14 protein-coding genes and 1 pseudogene are annotated in these 16,244 nt (G+C 74.2%); 8 read left to right on the forward strand and 7 right to left on the reverse strand.

The window, feature by feature from the left end; genetic code table 11:
* Positions 1-327: pseudogene (locus ACF1BH_RS14485) on the forward strand (hypothetical protein); the annotation flags it as partial.
* Positions 328-600: 273 nt separating this feature from the next.
* Here ACF1BH_RS14485 and ACF1BH_RS14490 read toward each other — a convergent pair.
* Positions 601-1,245: a TetR family transcriptional regulator gene (locus ACF1BH_RS14490; RefSeq protein WP_391642794.1), complete on the reverse strand. Its 645-nt coding sequence runs from the start codon at positions 1,243-1,245 to the stop codon at positions 601-603.
* Between the two features lie 240 nt (positions 1,246-1,485).
* Between ACF1BH_RS14490 and ACF1BH_RS14495 the strand changes: the two genes are divergently transcribed.
* The 4 genes from ACF1BH_RS14495 (at position 1,486) to ACF1BH_RS14510 (ending at position 5,614) form a co-directional block, all read left to right on the forward strand.
* Positions 1,486-2,859: a glycosyltransferase family 4 protein gene (locus ACF1BH_RS14495; protein ID WP_391642795.1), complete on the forward strand. Its 1,374-nt coding sequence runs from the start codon at positions 1,486-1,488 to the stop codon at positions 2,857-2,859.
* A 59-nt stretch (positions 2,860-2,918) separates the two neighbouring features.
* Positions 2,919-3,653, forward strand: coding sequence for a class I SAM-dependent methyltransferase (locus ACF1BH_RS14500; protein WP_391642796.1), 735 nt, complete (start codon positions 2,919-2,921; stop codon positions 3,651-3,653).
* Positions 3,650-4,720, forward strand: coding sequence for a prenyltransferase (locus ACF1BH_RS14505; RefSeq protein ID WP_391642797.1), 1,071 nt, complete (start codon positions 3,650-3,652; stop codon positions 4,718-4,720). The genes ACF1BH_RS14500 and ACF1BH_RS14505 overlap by 4 nt, the downstream gene beginning before the upstream one ends.
* 84 nt (positions 4,721-4,804) lie before the next feature.
* A complete protein-coding gene (locus tag ACF1BH_RS14510; RefSeq protein ID WP_391642798.1) occupies positions 4,805-5,614 on the forward strand; it encodes a maleylpyruvate isomerase family mycothiol-dependent enzyme in 810 nt (269 codons plus the stop codon).
* Positions 5,615-5,646: 32 nt separating this feature from the next.
* On the opposite strand, the gene ACF1BH_RS14515 is transcribed toward ACF1BH_RS14510, so the two are convergent.
* The 5 genes from ACF1BH_RS14515 to ACF1BH_RS14535 all read right to left on the reverse strand — a co-directional run bounded on the left by ACF1BH_RS14515 (position 5,647) and on the right by ACF1BH_RS14535 (position 10,076).
* Entirely contained in the window at positions 5,647-6,657 is a 1,011-nt protein-coding gene (locus tag ACF1BH_RS14515) for an LLM class F420-dependent oxidoreductase (RefSeq protein ID WP_391642799.1), read from the reverse strand.
* A gap of 218 nt (positions 6,658-6,875) precedes the next feature.
* Positions 6,876-7,727 carry a hypothetical protein gene (locus tag ACF1BH_RS14520; protein WP_391642800.1) on the reverse strand — a complete coding sequence of 284 codons (852 nt, stop codon included), beginning with the start codon at positions 7,725-7,727 and terminating at the stop codon, positions 6,876-6,878.
* Positions 7,728-7,925: 198 nt separating this feature from the next.
* The gene (locus ACF1BH_RS14525; protein WP_391642801.1) at positions 7,926-8,831 is read right to left on the reverse strand and encodes an N-acetylmuramoyl-L-alanine amidase; all 906 of its coding nucleotides are present in this window, start codon (positions 8,829-8,831) and stop codon (positions 7,926-7,928) included.
* A gap of 19 nt (positions 8,832-8,850) precedes the next feature.
* The gene (locus ACF1BH_RS14530) at positions 8,851-9,510 is read right to left on the reverse strand and encodes a class I SAM-dependent methyltransferase (RefSeq protein ID WP_391642802.1); all 660 of its coding nucleotides are present in this window, start codon (positions 9,508-9,510) and stop codon (positions 8,851-8,853) included.
* 281 nt (positions 9,511-9,791) lie between these two features.
* Complete coding sequence (locus ACF1BH_RS14535; RefSeq protein WP_391642803.1) at positions 9,792-10,076, reverse strand: hypothetical protein; 285 nt, start codon at positions 10,074-10,076, stop codon at positions 9,792-9,794.
* A gap of 89 nt (positions 10,077-10,165) precedes the next feature.
* On the opposite strand from ACF1BH_RS14535, the gene ACF1BH_RS14540 reads away from it, so the two are divergent.
* The 3 genes from ACF1BH_RS14540 (at position 10,166) to ACF1BH_RS14550 (ending at position 15,244) form a co-directional block, all read left to right on the forward strand.
* Positions 10,166-12,397 carry an acyl-CoA dehydrogenase gene (locus ACF1BH_RS14540; RefSeq protein ID WP_391642804.1) on the forward strand — a complete coding sequence of 744 codons (2,232 nt, stop codon included), beginning with the start codon at positions 10,166-10,168 and terminating at the stop codon, positions 12,395-12,397.
* A gap of 52 nt (positions 12,398-12,449) precedes the next feature.
* Entirely contained in the window at positions 12,450-13,643 is a 1,194-nt protein-coding gene (locus tag ACF1BH_RS14545; protein ID WP_391642805.1) for a lipid-transfer protein, read from the forward strand.
* A gap of 161 nt (positions 13,644-13,804) precedes the next feature.
* Entirely contained in the window at positions 13,805-15,244 is a 1,440-nt protein-coding gene (locus tag ACF1BH_RS14550) for an MFS transporter (protein WP_391642806.1), read from the forward strand.
* A gap of 109 nt (positions 15,245-15,353) precedes the next feature.
* Here the strand turns inward: ACF1BH_RS14550 and ACF1BH_RS14555 are convergent, their stop codons facing one another.
* Positions 15,354-15,986, reverse strand: coding sequence for a response regulator (locus tag ACF1BH_RS14555; RefSeq protein ID WP_391643066.1), 633 nt, complete (start codon positions 15,984-15,986; stop codon positions 15,354-15,356).
* Positions 15,987-16,244: the final 258 nt, after the last annotated feature.

The following is a 16,244-nucleotide window of genomic DNA, read 5'->3' on the forward strand; positions in this document are numbered from 1 at the left end:
ATCAACTCGGTCGGTGAGCGGACGGGGCACTGCCCGGCGCCGGAGAAGGGTGCCAAGCCGGTGGGTACGCCGAAGAAGCCCGGCGTGAAGTGCACGGACCAGATCAATTACGCGGGCGACTCGCGGTCCAATGCCGAGATCAACTCGGTCGGTGAGCGGACGGGGCACTGCCCGGCGCCGGAGAAGGGTGCCAAGCCGGTGGGTACGCCGAAGAAGCCCGGCGTGAAGTGCACCGACCAGATCAACTACGCGGGCGACTCGCGTCCCAACGCCGAGATCAACTCGATCGGCGAGGAGAGCGGTTACTGCCCGCCGGTCCAGAAGTAGGAAGGCAGCAGGCGGAGTACGGCGGCGCGGAGATACGCACCGCACGCGGGGCCCGACGCGAACGGCGTCGGGCCCCGCATGTCGTTGTACGGAGTCGCGGGAGGCGGACGGAGTTCCCCGTACGGGCGCCGGGCATGCCCCGTTCGGCCCCGTAGGGTGCGTCCCGTAAGGGTCACATGGCCCCCTTGCGGGCCAACTACCCCTGATCCCGCCGGAATCAACCCGTCGGCGCGGGGCCGGGAAACACCCCGCCCCGCAGGCGCCGGAGCCCCGCTACCGCCCGTCCCCGGCCTCGCTCCCGCCCCCCGTGACCGCGATCAGCCGGCAGGCCATCTCGATGTCGATCTTCACCTGGGCGATCGAGGCGCGGCCCGACAGCCAGGTGATGAGGGCGGAGTGCCAGGTGTGTTCGATGACGCGGACGGCGGAGAGCTGTTCCGGGGTGGGCGGGCCGTCGAGGCCCATGGCGTCGAGGATGATCGTGGTGGTGAGGCGGGAGACGGTGTCGACCTCGGGGCTGACGGAGCGGTCGGCGAAGGTGAGGGCGCGCACCATGGCGTCGGCCAGGTGGGGTTCGCGTTGCAGGGCACGGAAGGCCCGCATGAGGGTCTGGGCGACGCGGGCGCCGGGGTCCTCGTCGGACGGCGGGCGTTTGCGGAGCGTGGTGTGCAGGTGTTGGAGCTGGTCCTGCATGGTGGCGACCAGCAGGTGCACCTTGGACGGGAAGTAGCGGTAGAGGGTGCCGAGGGCGACGCCGGAGGATTCGGCGACCTCGCGCATCTGGACGGCGTCGAAGCCGCCGCGGCCGGCCAGCCGGGCGCTGGTGTGCAGGATGCGTCGGCGCCGCGCCTCCTGACGTTCGGTCAGGGGTGGACTCGCGGGAAGTGCCGGCCTGGCCGCCCTGGATTCCGTAGTCATATATCCCATTCCGTGGCATTTCGTCCGCGATGCGGTGCTGTGCCGGTGGTGCGATCGGCACAGCATGGCAGGGGTCCGGCCGTGGCGCGAATCACCCGATGCGGCTCCTCGGGCTCCGCGACCGGCCGGTAGATTCAACAGCTCGTGAACTGATCAGTAGCTCTTCAGTTCTGAAACTTGTTCTAGATTACCGTCAGCGGTTACGCTCCGGCGGACGTCCAGTGAGGAAGGGGGCCGCGCGTGACCGCAGAGGCCGTCCAGGCAGCGACGCCCCGCCCCGGTGGCGCTCCCTCCACCACCGCCCGGCCGCACGGCGACGACCCCCTCCGCATCGCGATGCTGACGTACAAGGGGAACCCGTTCTGCGGCGGACAGGGCGTCTACGTACGCCACCTCTCCCGCGAACTGGCCCGCCTCGGGCACACCGTCGAGGTCATCGGCGCCCAGCCCTACCCGGTGCTCGACGAGGGCGTCCCGCTCACCGAGCTGCCCAGCCTCGACCTCTACCGCCAGCCCGACCCGTTCCGCACGCCGAAGCGCGGCGAGTACCGCGACTGGGTCGACGCGCTGGAGGTCGCCACCATGTGGACCGGCGGCTTCCCCGAGCCGCTCACCTTCTCCCTGCGGGCCCGGCGCCACCTCGCCGCCCGCCGCGGCGAGTTCGACGTCGTCCACGACAACCAGACCCTCGGCTACGGCCTGCTCGGCGGCCCCGGCGCGCTCGGCGCCCCGCTGGTCACCACCGTCCACCACCCCATCACCGTCGACCGGCGCCTCGACCTCGCCGCCGCCGACGGAACGCTCCGCCGCCTCTCGGTGCGCCGCTGGTACGGCTTCACCCGCATGCAGAAGCGCGTCGCCCGCCGCCTCCCGTCCGTCCTCACCGTCTCCGGCTCCTCGCGCCAGGAGATCATCGACGACCTCGGCGTGCGCGGCGACCGTATCCACGTCGTGCCCATCGGCGCCGACACCGACCTGTTCTCCCCGGACCCGGCCGTCCCCGAGGTGCCCGGCCGCATCGTCACCACCTCCAGCGCCGACGTGCCCCTCAAGGGCCTGATCCACCTCGTCGAGGCGCTCGGCAAGGTCCGTACGGAGCACCCCGACGCGCATCTCGTCGTCGTCGGCAGGCGCGCCGACGACGGGCCGGTCGCCGCCGCCGTCGAACGCCTCGGCCTCGCGGGCGCCATCGAGTTCGTCAAGGGCATCACCGACGCCGAACTGGTCGACCTGGTGCGCAGCGCCCAGATCGCCTGCGTCCCCTCCCTCTACGAAGGGTTCTCGCTGCCCGCCGCCGAGGCGATGGCCACCGGCACCCCGCTGCTCGCCACCACCGGCGGCGCCATCCCCGAGGTCGCCGGGCCCGACGGGGAGACCTGCCTCGCCGTGCCGCCGGGCGACGCCGGCGCCCTCGCCGACGGACTGCTGCGCCTCCTCGGCGACGCCGCACTCCGCCGCCGCCTGGGCGCCGCCGGACGCGAACGGGTCCTGGCCCGCTTCACCTGGCGGCAGGCGGCCCTCGGCACCGCCGAGCGCTACCGCGAGGCCATCGCCCGGCAGTCCGGGGCCGGCGCCCGCCGCGCCGCCGCACCGAGCCCGGCCGCGCGCGTCTAGCCCCTCGTACCCGCCCAGAGTTCCCACCGCCCCGCCCCGCCGGACGAAAGCAGAACGCCGTGCTGACCGTCGACTTCTCCCGCTTCCCGCTCGCCCCGGGCGACCGCGTGCTCGACCTGGGCTGCGGCGCCGGCCGCCACGCCTTCGAGTGCTACCGCCGCGGCGCGCAGGTCGTCGCCCTCGACCGGAACGCCGACGAGATCCGCGAGGTCGCCAAGTGGTTCGCCGCCATGGAGGAGGCGGGTGAGGCGCCCGCCGGTGCCACCGCCACCGCCATGGAGGGCGACGCGCTGGCCCTGCCCTTCCCCGACGACTCCTTCGACGTCGTGATCATCTCCGAGGTCATGGAGCACATCCCCGACGACAAGGGCGTCCTCGCCGAGATGGTGCGGGTGCTGCGCCCCGGCGGCCGCATCGCCGTCACCGTCCCGCGCTACGGCCCCGAGAAGATCTGCTGGGCGCTGAGCGACGCGTACCACGAGGTCGAGGGCGGCCACATCCGCATCTACCGCGGCGACGAACTCCTCGCCAAGATGCGTGCCGCCGGACTCAAGCCGTACGGCACCCACCACGCCCACGGACTCCACAGCCCCTACTGGTGGCTGAAATGCGCCTTCGGGGTCGACAACGACCAGGCGCTGCCGGTGAAGGCGTTCCACAAGCTGCTGGTCTGGGACATCATGAAGAAGCCGCTGGCCACCCGGCTCGCCGAGCAGGCGCTCAACCCCCTCATCGGCAAGAGCTTCGTCGCCTACGCCACCAAGCCGCACCTGCCCGAGGCGGCCGCCAAGTGACCAGCCCCGGCCGCACCGAACGCCTCGTCCTCCCCGGGGTGCTCACCGCCGAACAGGCCGCCCGTACGGTCGCCGGCATCCTCGTCACCCAGCGCACCGACGGCGCCATCCCCTGGTTCCGCGGCCACCACCTCGACCCGTGGGACCACACCGAGGCGGCCATGGCGCTCGACGCCGCCGGTGAGCACGAGCGCGCCGCGGCGGCCTACGACTGGCTGCGCCGCCATCAGAACCCCGACGGCTCCTGGTACGCCGCCTACGCCGACGGCGACGCGGACGAGCCCACCGACCGCGGGCGGGAGACCAACTTCTGCGCCTACCTCGCGGTCGGCGTCTGGCACCACTTCCTGTCCACCGGCGACGAGGCGTTCCTCGACCGCATGTGGCCCGCCGTCTACGCCGCGATCGAGTTCGTCCTCGCCCTCCAGCAGCCCGGCGGCGAGATCGGCTGGAAGCGGGAGGACGACGGCACGCCCGTCACCGACGCGCTGCTGACCGGCTCGTCCTCCGTCCACCACGCGCTGCGGTGCGCGCTGGCCATGGCCGACCAGCGGGAGGAGCCGCAGCCCGACTGGGAGCTGGCGCTCGGCCGCCTCGGTCACGCGCTGCGCGAGCACCCCGAGCGGTTCCTCGACAAGTCCCGCTACTCCATGGACTGGTACTACCCGATCCTCGGCGGCGCGGTCCGCGGTGGGGCCGCCCGGGACCGGATCGACGCGCAGTGGGACGCGTTCGTCGTCCCCGGGCTCGGCGTCCGCTGTGTCCTGCCCAACCCGTGGGTCACCGGCGGCGAGAGCGCCGAACTGGCCCTCGCGCTGTGGGCGATGGGCGAGTCCGACCGCGCCGTGCAGATCCTCGCCTGGATCCAGCACCTGCGCGCCGATGACGGCATGTACTGGACCGGGTACGTCTTCGACGACAAGGTGATCTGGCCACGGGAACGGACCTCCTGGACGGCCGGTTCGCTGCTGCTCGCGGTGGCGGCGCTCGGCGGCGACGAGGCCACCACGTCGGTCTTCGGCGGCGAGAACCTCCCCACCGGCCTCGCCCCGGATTGCTGCCGCTGACACCGCACACGGGGCCAAAACGGCTCGCCCGCGTGTTCGGGAAAATCCGGCGCGCCCCGGGAGCCGCCGTATTACGGTGCGCCCATGACACTCCAAGGATCACTCAGCCACGAGCGGTACTGCGCCGAACTCCTCGCGGAGGCCGAGGCGTTCCGTGACACCGTGCGCGGCGCCGACCTCACGGCCACCGTGCCCACGTGTCCGGACTGGAAGCTCGCCGACCTGATCCGGCACGTCGGCGGCGCGCACCGCTGGGCCGGGGCGATGGTCGCCCGCCGCGCCACCGAAGCCCTCTCGTTCAGCGACGTCACGGACGTCCAGGGTCCCGAGGGCGACGACCCGGACGCCCTCGACAGCTGGCTCGCGGAGGGCGCCGAGGACACCGTACGGGCGCTGCGCGAGGCCGGTCCGGAGGCCACGGTGTGGACGTGGACGCCGGAGCGGCGGGCCGGGTTCTGGTCGCGGCGGATGGCCCACGAGACGGTCGTGCACCGCGCCGACGCCGCGCTGACCGCCGGTGTGCCCTTCGAGGTCGCCCCGGAGATGGCGGCGGACTGCCTGGAGGAGTGGTTCCAGCTGGGCGAGCTGTCCGAGGTCGCGGAGCGGCTGGCCGCCCGCGAGGGCCTCAAGTCGCCGTTCGCGCCCGGCCGTTCGATCCATCTGCACGCCACCGACGCCCCGCCGGAGCTGACCGCCGAGTGGCTCCTCGACCTCTCCGGCGACCGCGTCGTCCACCGCCGCGCCCACGAGAAGGCCACCGTGGCGGTCCGCGGCCCGCTCACCGATCTGCTCCTGCTCACCTTCCAGCGGCTGCCCGCCGACAGCGACCGCGTCGAGATCATCGGCGAGCGCGAGGTGCTCGACGACTGGCTGACGTACGCGACGTTCGGCTGAGCGGGGCGGGTCCGGAGCCGGCCGCCGCGCCGTTACGCCGTCAGCTCCGCCAGCACCCGCAGCGTGTGCGGATCGGGCGCGGTCACCAGCAGGTCGGTGACCGGGCCCGCCCGCCACGGCGCCAGCCGCTCCGCGATCCGTTCCCGCGGCCCCACCAGCGAGATCTCGTCGGCGAACGCGTCCGGCACGGCCCGCACCGCCTCGTCCCGGTGGCCCGCCAGGAAGAGTTCCTGGATGCGGTGCGCCTCCTCGGCGAAGCCCATCCGGGCCATCAGCCGGGCGTGGAAGTTCTTCGCGGCGTGCCCCATGCCACCGATGTAGAAGCCCAGCATCGCCTTGACGGGCCACAGTCCCTCGGCGACGTCGTCGCAGACCACGGCCCGCACCAGCGGCGCGATCCGGAAGCCCGCCGGCGCCTCGCGCAGCGACTCCTGGTACACGCCGGTGCGCAGCGGCGACCAGTACAGCGGCAGCCAGCCGTCCGCGATCCGGGTGGTCTGCGCGATGTTCTTGGGACCCTCGGCGCCGAGCAGGACGGGCAGGTCGGGGCGGAGCGGGTGGGTGATCGGCCGGAGCGGTTTGCCGAGCCCGGTGGCGTCGTCGCCGCGGTAGGGGAGCGGGTGGTACGGCCCGTCCGACGTCACCGGGGCGCCGCGCCGCAGCACCTGGCGGACGATGTCGACGTACTCGCGGGTCGCGGTCAGCGGGCTCGCCGGGAACGGCCGCCCGTACCAGCCCTCGACGACCTGCGGCCCGGACAGTCCCAGGCCCAGCAGCAGCCGCCCGCCGGAGAGATGGTCGAGGGTGAGCGCGTGCATCGCGGTGGCCGTCGGGGTGCGGGCGGCCATCTGCGCGATGCCGGTGCCCAGCGCGATCCGGGAGGTGTGCGCGGCGATCCAGGTGAGCGTGGTGACTGCGTCCGAGCCCCAGGACTCCGCTGTCCACACCGAGGCGTAGCCGAGCCGTTCGGCCTCCCGGGCCAGCTCCAGATGGCGGGGGTCGGGGCCGCGGCCCCAGTAGCCGAGCGCCAGCCCCAGTCGCATGCCCGCCCCTCCCGCCGCCGGAAACCGCAGAGCCCGCACGAGCTGACGTAGCGTCAGAAGCGGTCGGGTGGGCGCACTGTACGGTGCGGCGCCTGCCGGTGCAATGGGCGCTCCGCGTGGCGCCACGGCCCGCGCCCGGGGAAGCGTCCCGCTCCGCCCCGGGCAACGCGAAGGCCCCCTGCCGGACAGGCGAGGGGGCCGTCGGTGGTGCGGGTGTGTCAGCCGCGCTGGATGCCGGTGGTGTCTTGGAGGACACCGCGGCGACCGTCCTGGGTCTGCGCGATCAGGGCCTGGCCGCGCTGCTCCACCGCGAGGTACCAGGTGCCGGGCGCCAACTCCGCGATCGGCGACGGCGAACCGTCCTCGCCGTACAGCGGACGCGCCACCGGCACCGCGAACCAGAACGCCGCGAACTCCGCGGGGGCCGCCGCCCCCTGCGCGCCACCGACCGTGCCGCCGGCCGCCGCGGGCTGCTGGCCGCCGTAGCTCTGCTGCGCCGGGTCGGGCTGCTGCTGACCGCCGCCGGGGTAGCCGTACCCCTGGCCCTGCGGCTGCTGCTGCGCGCCCGGGTAGCCGTAACCCGGCTGCGGACCGGTGCCGTACGGCCCGGCCGCGGCCTGCGGCTTCGGGGCGCCGAGCAGCGGCGCGCCCAGGGCCGGGACCAGCGGCGTGGCGACGGCCCCCGCGGCCAGCACCAGCGCGGCGATCAGGCCGAGGATCATGCCGGCCGAGGCGCCGCTGCCGTTGACGATCCACCAGAACTCGGTCCAGGCGACGAACACGGACAGCACGACGCCGATCTGACCCAGCTCCAGGCCGAGAACCTTCGGGGTCTGCGGCAGCGCCCGCGCCAGGACGATCAGGGCCGCGGCGATGACGCCCGCGAGGTACACGCTCATCAGCAGCGGCAGCGCGTCCCAGGCGTTGGGGCCCGAGGACGGCGCCGGGCAGTACTTGCCGACACAGTCGGAAGCGCCGGTCGAATAGAGGGGGAGGAACGAGGCGATGAACAGCAACACCGCTGCTCCGGTCACCACGCCGTCACCTCGACTGAGGGAGCGGATGTTCACGTAAGGGTCCTTTGTCGGTTTCGGGTCGGATCGTCGCTGTCGCTCGTGTACGCGGCGGGAGGCGCGGCGGTGGCCCCCCATCGTAAAGGCGAACCTATCGCCCGGGCGGGCGGGCCGTCCTGCCGGTCGGTACACCGCAAGGGAACACCGGGAACCTGTGGGGGCGCATTCCGTACCCGGCGTTCCGGGAGGTCCGTCTCAATGCTCCAAGAAGTCCGTAATGCCCTCGGCGATCCCGCGCGCGGCCTTTTGCCGCCACTGCGGATCGGTCAATTGCGCGGCGTCCTTCGGATCGCGCATATTGCCGCACTCGATGAAGACCTTCGGCACCTTCGAAAGGTTGAGACCGCCGAGATCGGAACGGACGTCCAGCCCCGTTCCGTGGCCGATGTAATTGGACGGGGCACTGCCCGTCGCCGCCTTGAAGCGCTCGGCCAGCTGTGTGCCGAGCGCCCGCGACGGCGCCACGATCGCGGAGGTGTCCGCCGTGCCCGCGGTGACCCGCGCCGGGAGGATCACATGGAACCCGCGGTTGCCGACGGCCGAACCGTCCGCGTGCACCGACACCGCGGCGTCGGCGTGCGCGGTGTTGCCCAGCGCCGCCCGCCCGTCGACGCACGGCCCGTACGGCCGGTCGCCGTCCTGCGTGAACACCACCTTCGCGCCCTCCGCGCGGAGCAAGGCCCGCGCCCGCCGCGCCACATCCAGCGTGTACGACGCCTCGGCGTAGCCGTCGTCGGTCGACGTACCGGTGGTGTCGCACTCCTTACGGGCGTTGCCGACGTCCACCTGGCGGGCGATCTCCGCGGTGTGGTCGCGGTTGCGGAGGTTGTGCCCCGGGTCGAGGAGGACGACCTTGCCGCTCAGCCTGGCGTGCCCCGCCGTGGCGTGACCCGCGCCGCGCCCGGCGGGGGCGCCCGACGGGGCGGGCGAGACGGACGCGCCGTCCGGTGCCGCCGCCGTCGGCGGCTCGTCGCTGCCCGCCTGCCGGAGGAACCAGCCCGCCGCCCCGGCGGCGACCACCGCCACCAGCAGAACGGCGACGAGGACACCGCGCACACGACGACGGGGCTCGGGGGGCGTGGAGGAGGGGCCGGAGAACACGTCCGTGATGGTAGCCCGCTCAGATTCCGGGGCCGGTGCGCCGCAGTACGTGCAGGGAACGGCAGGCCGAGATCTCGGTGAACGCGCCGGATTCCAGCGCCCGCCGGTAGATCCGGTACGGCGCCTGCCCGCCGTCCGCCGGGTCCGCGAACACGTCGTGGATCACCAGCAGCCCGCCCTCCGCGAGATGCGGCGCCCAGCCCTCGTAGTCCGCGGTGGCGTGCTCGTCGGTGTGGCCGCCGTCCACGAAGACCAGCCCGACCGGCGCACCCCACACCGCCGCGACCTGCGGCGACCGCCCGACCAGTGCGATCACGTGGTCCTCCAGGCCGGCCGCGTGCAGGGTGCGGCGGAACGTCGGCAGGGTGTCCATCCGGCCCACCTCCGCATCGACCACCGACGGATCGTGGTACTCCCACCCCGGCTGCTGCTCCTCGCTGCCCCGGTGGTGGTCGACGGTGAGCGCCGTCACACCCGCCGCGCGCGCCGCGTCGGCGAGCAGGATCGTGGACCGCCCGCAGTACGTGCCGACCTCCAGCAGCGGCAGCCCCAGCGCCGCCGCCTGCACCGCGGCGGCGTACAGCGCCCGCCCCTCGTCCACGGGCATGAACCCCTTGGCCGCCTCGAAGGCGGCGAGCGTCTGCGGCGCGATCTGAACGTCGGCGGGCACGGCGGCCATGGCGTCCTCCTGGTCGTACGGTCCGGTGGGATTCCGCCGGGGGCGGGCCCGGTGGGTCATGGTGCCGTACGGGGGAGAGGAGCGGATCGGGTGGGGGCGTGGGTGCGGGGAAATCCGGAAAGAGGAGCGGCGGATCCGCATTCCGGAGAGCGCTTTCCGGGCTCTCTCGAGGAGGGCGCGGCGGCCATTCCCGAATACCGGCAATTCACCGGCCGGGACGCGGGATTCGAGCCGGGAAAGGGGAGGGGAATGTGAGGCGGAATCGGCAGCGGCGGCGCCGTTCACAGCTCCCGGGCCAACTCCCGGTACTCGGGCGGCGGACCGGCCAGTTCGGGGTGGCGGATCCAGTAGCACTCGCCGTGGAGCGTCAGCATCGCCCAGTGCCACGCCTCGTCGTGGAAGATGAGCCCGCGCAGCGGCGCACCGGCCGGTTCGTACGGGTATCGCCCGAGCGCCGCAGTCTGCGCCTCCTCCGGTGTGCGGTCGCCGTACCGGTGCAGTACCCAGGCGTAGAGCTGTCGCTCGCCCGCCAGGCAGGCGTGGTACTCCGCCTCGGTCCATGTCACGCGGAGAGCGTAAAGGGTGCCCACCGCGGTCCGCAGCCCACGCGTATCTGACCTTCCGTCAGATTGAAACGTGTTCTACTCTGCCCGCCATGGGCATCGGAATCACGCAGGAGCAACGCGACCTGGCCGAGGCGGTGCGGGGCTGGGCCGCACGGACCGTACCGCCCGAGGTGATGCGCGCATCGGTCGACGCCGACGGGGCCGGGAAGGCGGCCCGAGAGCGGCCCGCGTACTGGGGCGAGCTGGCCGCCCAGGGGCTGCTCGGGCTGCACCTTCCGGAGAGCGCGGGCGGGGGCGGCGGCTCGCTGCTCGAACTCGCGGTGGTACTGGAAGAGTTGGGTGCGGCGCTCTTCCCCGGGCCGTACCTTCCCGCCGTGCTCACCGCCGCACTGCTGCACCGCGGCGGAGCGGACGGCCTCGCGGCGGCGCTCGCCACCGGCGACCGGATCGGCGCCGTCGCCCTCGGCCCGGGCACCCTCACCGCCACCGCCACCCCCGACGGCTACGTCCTCGACGGCACCGCGCCCCCGGTCGTGGGCGGCGGACCCGCGGACCTGATCCTGCTGGCCGCCACGGAAGCCGCCGGAGGGCCGCCGGGCCCGGCGGAGGCCGGGGAAACCCCGCCCGCCCTCCTCTGGTTCGCCGTCGACGCCGCCGCCCTCACCCGCCGCGTCCAGAGCGCCGCCGACCCCACCCGCCCCACCGCCGAGGTACGGGCCGACGCCGTGACCGTGCCCGCCACCCGGCGCCTCGCCATCGATTTCGCGCTCGTCCGGGACCTCGCCGGGGTGCTGTACGCCGCCGAGAGCTGCGGCACCGCCGCCCGCACGCTGCGCACCGCCGCCGAACACGCTGCGGTACGCGTCCAGTTCGGGCGGCCCATCGGACAGTTCCAGGCGGTCAAGCACCTCTGCGCCACCCTGCTGATCCGCTGCGAGACGGCCCGGGCGCTCGTCTGGGACGCGGCGCGGGCGCTCGACGCGCCGCCCGCCGAACGCGGACTCGCCGCCGCCCTCGCCACCGCCACCGCCCTCGACGCGGCCTTCGACAACGCCAAGGACTGCCTCCAGATCCTCGGCGGCACCGGCTTCACCTGGGAACACGACGCCCATCTGCATCTGCGCCGGGCCACCGTCACCCGCCAGCTCCTCGGCGCCGGCGACACCCACCGGCAGCGCGCCGTCCGCCTCGCCGCCGACGGCGCCCGCCGCACCCTGCACCTCGAACTCCCGCCCGCCGCAGAGGAGTTCCGGCAGCAGGCCCGTACCGCTCTCGACGCCGCCCGCGGTCTCGACCCGGCCGCCGCCCGCCGCGCGCTCGCCCCCTCCGGGTACGCCGCCCCGCATCTGCCGCCCCCCTACGGGCTGGGCGCCGGGCCCGTCCAGCAGCTCGCCATCCAGCAGGAGACGGCCGCCGCCGGGATCGAGATCTCCGGACTGTCCATCGCCACCTGGGTCGTCCCCGCCCTCCTCACCCACGGCACCGAGGAACAGCGCGCCCGCTACCTGCCGCCGACGCTCCGCGGCGACCTCGCCTGGTGCCAGCTCTTCTCCGAACCCGAGGCCGGATCCGACCTGGCGTCGCTGCGCACCCGCGCCGAGCGGACCGCCGACGGCTGGCAGATCACCGGCCAGAAGGTGTGGACCTCCGCCGCCCGCGAGGCCGACCACGGCATCCTCCTCGCCCGCACCGACCCCGACGCCCCCAAACACCGCGGCCTGACCTTCTTCGTCGTCGACATGCGCGCCCCCGGCATCACCGTCCGCCCGCTGCGCGAGATCACCGGCGACGCGCTCTTCAACGAGGTCTTCCTCGACGGGGTCGAAGTGCCCGCCGAGGCGGTGGTCGGCGCCGTCGACGACGGCTGGAAGGTCGCCCGCACCACCCTGGGCAACGAACGTGTCCACATGGCCGACCAGATGACGTTCGGCACCGGCCTGGGCACCCTCCTCGACCACGCCGCCCGCCGCGACGGCGCCGTCCGCGCCCGCGCCGGGGCGCTCGCCGCCGAGGCGCACGCCCTCGGCTGCCTCGCCCTGCGCACCACCCTCCAGCAGGTCGCCGGCGAGGAACCGGGCGCCGGGGCCAGCATCCGCAAACTCGTCCAGACCGCCCACCAGCAGAGGAGCGCCGAACTGGCCCTGGAACTCCTCGGCCCCGACGGCGCCCTCGACGAGGGGCCGGGCGCCCGCGCCCTGCACGGCTTCCTGATGTCGCGCTGTCTGACCATCGCCGGCGGCACCACCCAGGTCCAGCTCAACGTCGTCGCCGAACGACTCCTCGGCCTGCCCCGCGACCCCGAGCCCCGCCCCCTCATCTGACCCGCATCCGGTACGCGCCCCGGGGCGCGGCCGTCGACGCCCAGGAGGCCCCATGACCGGCAAGGCGTACATCGTCGGCGTCGGAATGACGCCCTTCACCAAACCCGAGAGCGGCGACCGGCAGTACTGGGACCTGGCGGCGGAGGCGGGCAGCAACGCCCTCGCCGACGCCGGGATCGGCTACGACGCCGTCGAACAGGTCCCCGTCGGCTACTGCCACCAGCAATCCACCGCAGGTCAGCGCGCCGTCTACGAGCTGGGCACGACCGGCGTCCCCGTCTACAACGTCAACAACAACTGCGCGACCGGCGCCACCGCCCTGATGCTGGCCCGCCAGTTCGTCGAGGCGGGCGTCAACGACTGCGTCCTCGCCCTCGGCTTCGAGCAGATGCGGCGCGGCGCGCTCGGCGCGGGCGCCGGCAGCGGCGACTTCGCGGCCTCACCCGTCGCCCGCCACTACGGCGTGATGGCCGCCGCCCACGGCTTCGCGAGGACCCCGCCCACCGCCCAGCTCTTCGGCAACGCCGCGCGCGAACACATGGCGCGTCACGGCACCACCGCCGAACAGCTCGCCGCCGTCGGCGCCAAGAACCACCGCCACTCCGCGCACAACCCGTACGCGCAGTTCCGGGACGTCTACACGGTCGAGGAGATCCTCGCCGCCCCCGTCGTCCACGCCCCGCTGACCCGGCTTCAGTGTTCCCCGACCTCGGACGGCGCGGCCGCCGCGGTGGTCGCCTCGGAACGGTTCGTCGCGGCCCACGGCCTCGCCGACCGCGCCATCGAGATCGCCGCCCAGGCCATGACCACCGACACCGAGGAGAGCTTCGCCTCCGGCACCTGCACCGACGTCGTCGGCACCCCGCTGACCCGCGCCGCCGCCCGCCAGGTCTACGAGGCGAGCGGTCTCGGCATCGAGGACGTCGACGTCATCGAGCTGCACGACTGCTTCTCCGTCAACGAACTCCTCACCTACGAGGCGCTGGGCATGTGCGCCGAGGGGGCGTCCGGCGCGCTCGTCGCCGACGGCGCGACGACCTACGGCGGCCGCTGGGTGGTCAACCCGTCCGGCGGGCTGATCTCCAAGGGCCATCCGCTGGGCGCCACCGGCCTCGCCCAGGCCGCCGAGCTGGTGTGGCAGCTGCGCGGCGCCGCCGGGGAACGGCAGGTGCCCGGCGCCCGGACCGGCCTCGCCCACAACATCGGCCTCGGCGGCGCCGCGGTGGTGACCCTGCTCCGCAAGTGACCCCGGGGAGGCGGGAGTTGGCCGGTGCCGGGACCCCGGATCGGCCCTCCCTGGGGCAGCATCGGTCGTAGGTCCTAGGACCATGCCCGCGACCTGCGACGGGGCCGGGGCCGGGCCGATATCCGATACCTGTTCGGTCCGGCGGGTGCGACCATGGGCGCATGCCGTCTGCTGCCACGTCCACCGCCCTGCCCGCACCCCCACGCCCCGGAAGGACCGCGCCCGGCTGGCTCGTCACGCTGCTGGTCTGCGCCGGCCAGTTCCTCGTCATCCTGGACGTCTCCGTCGTCAACGTCGCGCTCCCCGCCATGCGGACGGGCCTGGGCCTGAGCGAGCTGGGCCTGCAGTGGATCGTCAACGCCTACGTCATCACCTTCGCCGGTTTCATGCTCCTGGGCGGACGCGCCGCCGACCTCTTCGGCCGTAAGCGGATATTCGTCCTCGGGCTGGCGCTCTTCACCGTCGCCAGCCTCGCCGGGGGAGCGGCGCAGCAGCCCTGGCAGCTGATCGTGGCCCGCTCCCTCCAGGGCATCGGCGCGGCCGTGCTCTCCCCGGCCACCCTCACCATCCTCACCACCTCCTTCCCGACCGGCCCCGCGCGCACCCGGGCCATCGCCACCTGGACGGCGGTCGGCGCCGGCGGCGGTGCGGTCGGCGGCCTGGTCGGCGGGGTGCTCACGCAGTACCTGTCCTGGCGCTGGGTGCTGCTGATCAACGTCCCCGTCGGCGCGCTGGTGCTGGCCGGTGCCGTGCTCTGGCTCACCGAGAGCCGCCAGGCCACCGCCCGGCGCCTCGACATACCCGGCGCGCTGCTGGCCACCGCCGGTCTCGGCCTCGTGGCCTACGGCATCGTGCAGACCGAGACGGCCGGCTGGGGCGCCGCCGCCGCGCTGCTGCCGCTCTTCGCCGGGCTGGCCGTCATCGCCGCCTTCCTCGCCGTCGAGGCGCGCGCCAAGGCGCCGCTGATGCCGCTCGGCATGTTCCGGATGCGGGCGGTCTCCTCGGCCAACGCCGCGATGCTGCTCTCCGGCGCCGCGATGTTCTCCATGTGGTACTTCCTCTCCCTCTACATGCAGAACGTCCTCGGCTACTCCCCGCTGCGGGCCGGACTCTCCTTCATCCCGCACTCGCTGAGCATCGTCATCGGCTCGAAGCTCGCCCCGCAGCTGATGCACCGGATCGGCGCCAAGACCCTCGCGATCTGCGGCGCGGGGCTCTCCGCCTGCGGCATGCTCTGGCAGGGCACCATGGGCGTCCACGGCACCTACCTCGGCACGCTGCTCGGCCCCGGCATCCTGATGGCGTTCGGCGCCGGGCTGGCCGCCACCCCGGTCGCCGCCGTCGCCACCTCCGGCGCCGCCCCCGGTGAGCAGGGCCTGGTCTCCGGGCTGATCAACACCTCCCGGCAGATGGGCGGCGCGCTGGGCCTGTCCGTCCTCTCCACCGTCGCCGCCGCCCAGGCCCTGACCGGCGACGGGCGCGCGGCCCTGGCGAGCGGCTACGGCCTGGCCTTCCACGTCGGCGCGCTGGTGCTGGTGGCCGCCATCGTCCTGATGCTCATCGCCCTGCCGCGCCGCCGGGAGGACGCGACCCGCGGCTGACCGGTCCGTGGGGCGGGCGTCCCGTGGGGCGGCGGCCGGTCCGGCCCACGGGAGCCGTCGCCCCGTCGCTCCGCCCCGGCCCCCGGGCAGCCGCCGCTCTGCCCCGGCGTCACAGCCAGCCGTTGCGCCGGGCCGCCCGGACCGCCTCGATACGGTTACGGGTCCCGGTCTTGCCGATCGCCGCGGAGAGGTAGTTGCGGACCGTGGCCTGGGAGAGATGCAGCACCCCGGCGATGTCCGCGACGGTCGCGCCGTCCACCGCGGCGGTCAGTACATCGCGTTCGCGGGGCGTGAGCGGGTTGGGCCCGGCGCTGAGCGCCGCCGCGGCCAGCCCCGGATCGATCACCCGCTCCCCGGCCAGCACCCGCCGGATCGCCGCCGCCAACTCCTCCACCGGCCCGTCCTTCACCAGGAACCCGGCGGCCCCCGCCTCCATCGCCCGGCGCAGATAACCGGGCCGCCCGAAGGTCGTCAGGATCAGCACCTTGCACGACGGCAACCGGGTCCGCAGCTCGGCGGCCACGTCCAGCCCGCTGCGGCCCGGCAGTTCGATGTCGAGGAGCGCCACGTCCGGCCGCGTCGCCAGCGCCTCCGCCAGGATCCGGTCGCCCGCCGCGACCTGCGCGACGACCTCCATGTCCGCCTCCAGCCCCAGCAGCAGCGCCAGCGCGCCGCGCATCATCCCCTGATCCTCCGCGAGCAGCAGCCGCACCGGCCGCTCCGCCCGCTCGTCCCGCACCATGTCGTCCACGGGGGGAGGGTACGGGCCTGGGACACGGCAGGGGCGGCCTTGGCGGTGTCTTTCCACCACGCACCGCGCCACCACGCACCGCGCCACCACGCACCGCGCACCGCGCACCGCGCACCGCGCACCGCGCCACCGCGCCACCACGCACCGCGCACCGCGCCACCGCGCACCGCGCCACCGCGCACCGCGCCACCGTGTACCGCGTACCGCGCACCGCGCCACCGCGCGGCGGACCGCCCCGTGCCACCCGCC

Source organism: Streptomyces sp. NPDC014733, assembly GCF_043083385.1.
In the GTDB taxonomy this organism is placed as follows: Bacteria; Actinomycetota; Actinomycetes; order Streptomycetales; family Streptomycetaceae; genus Streptomyces.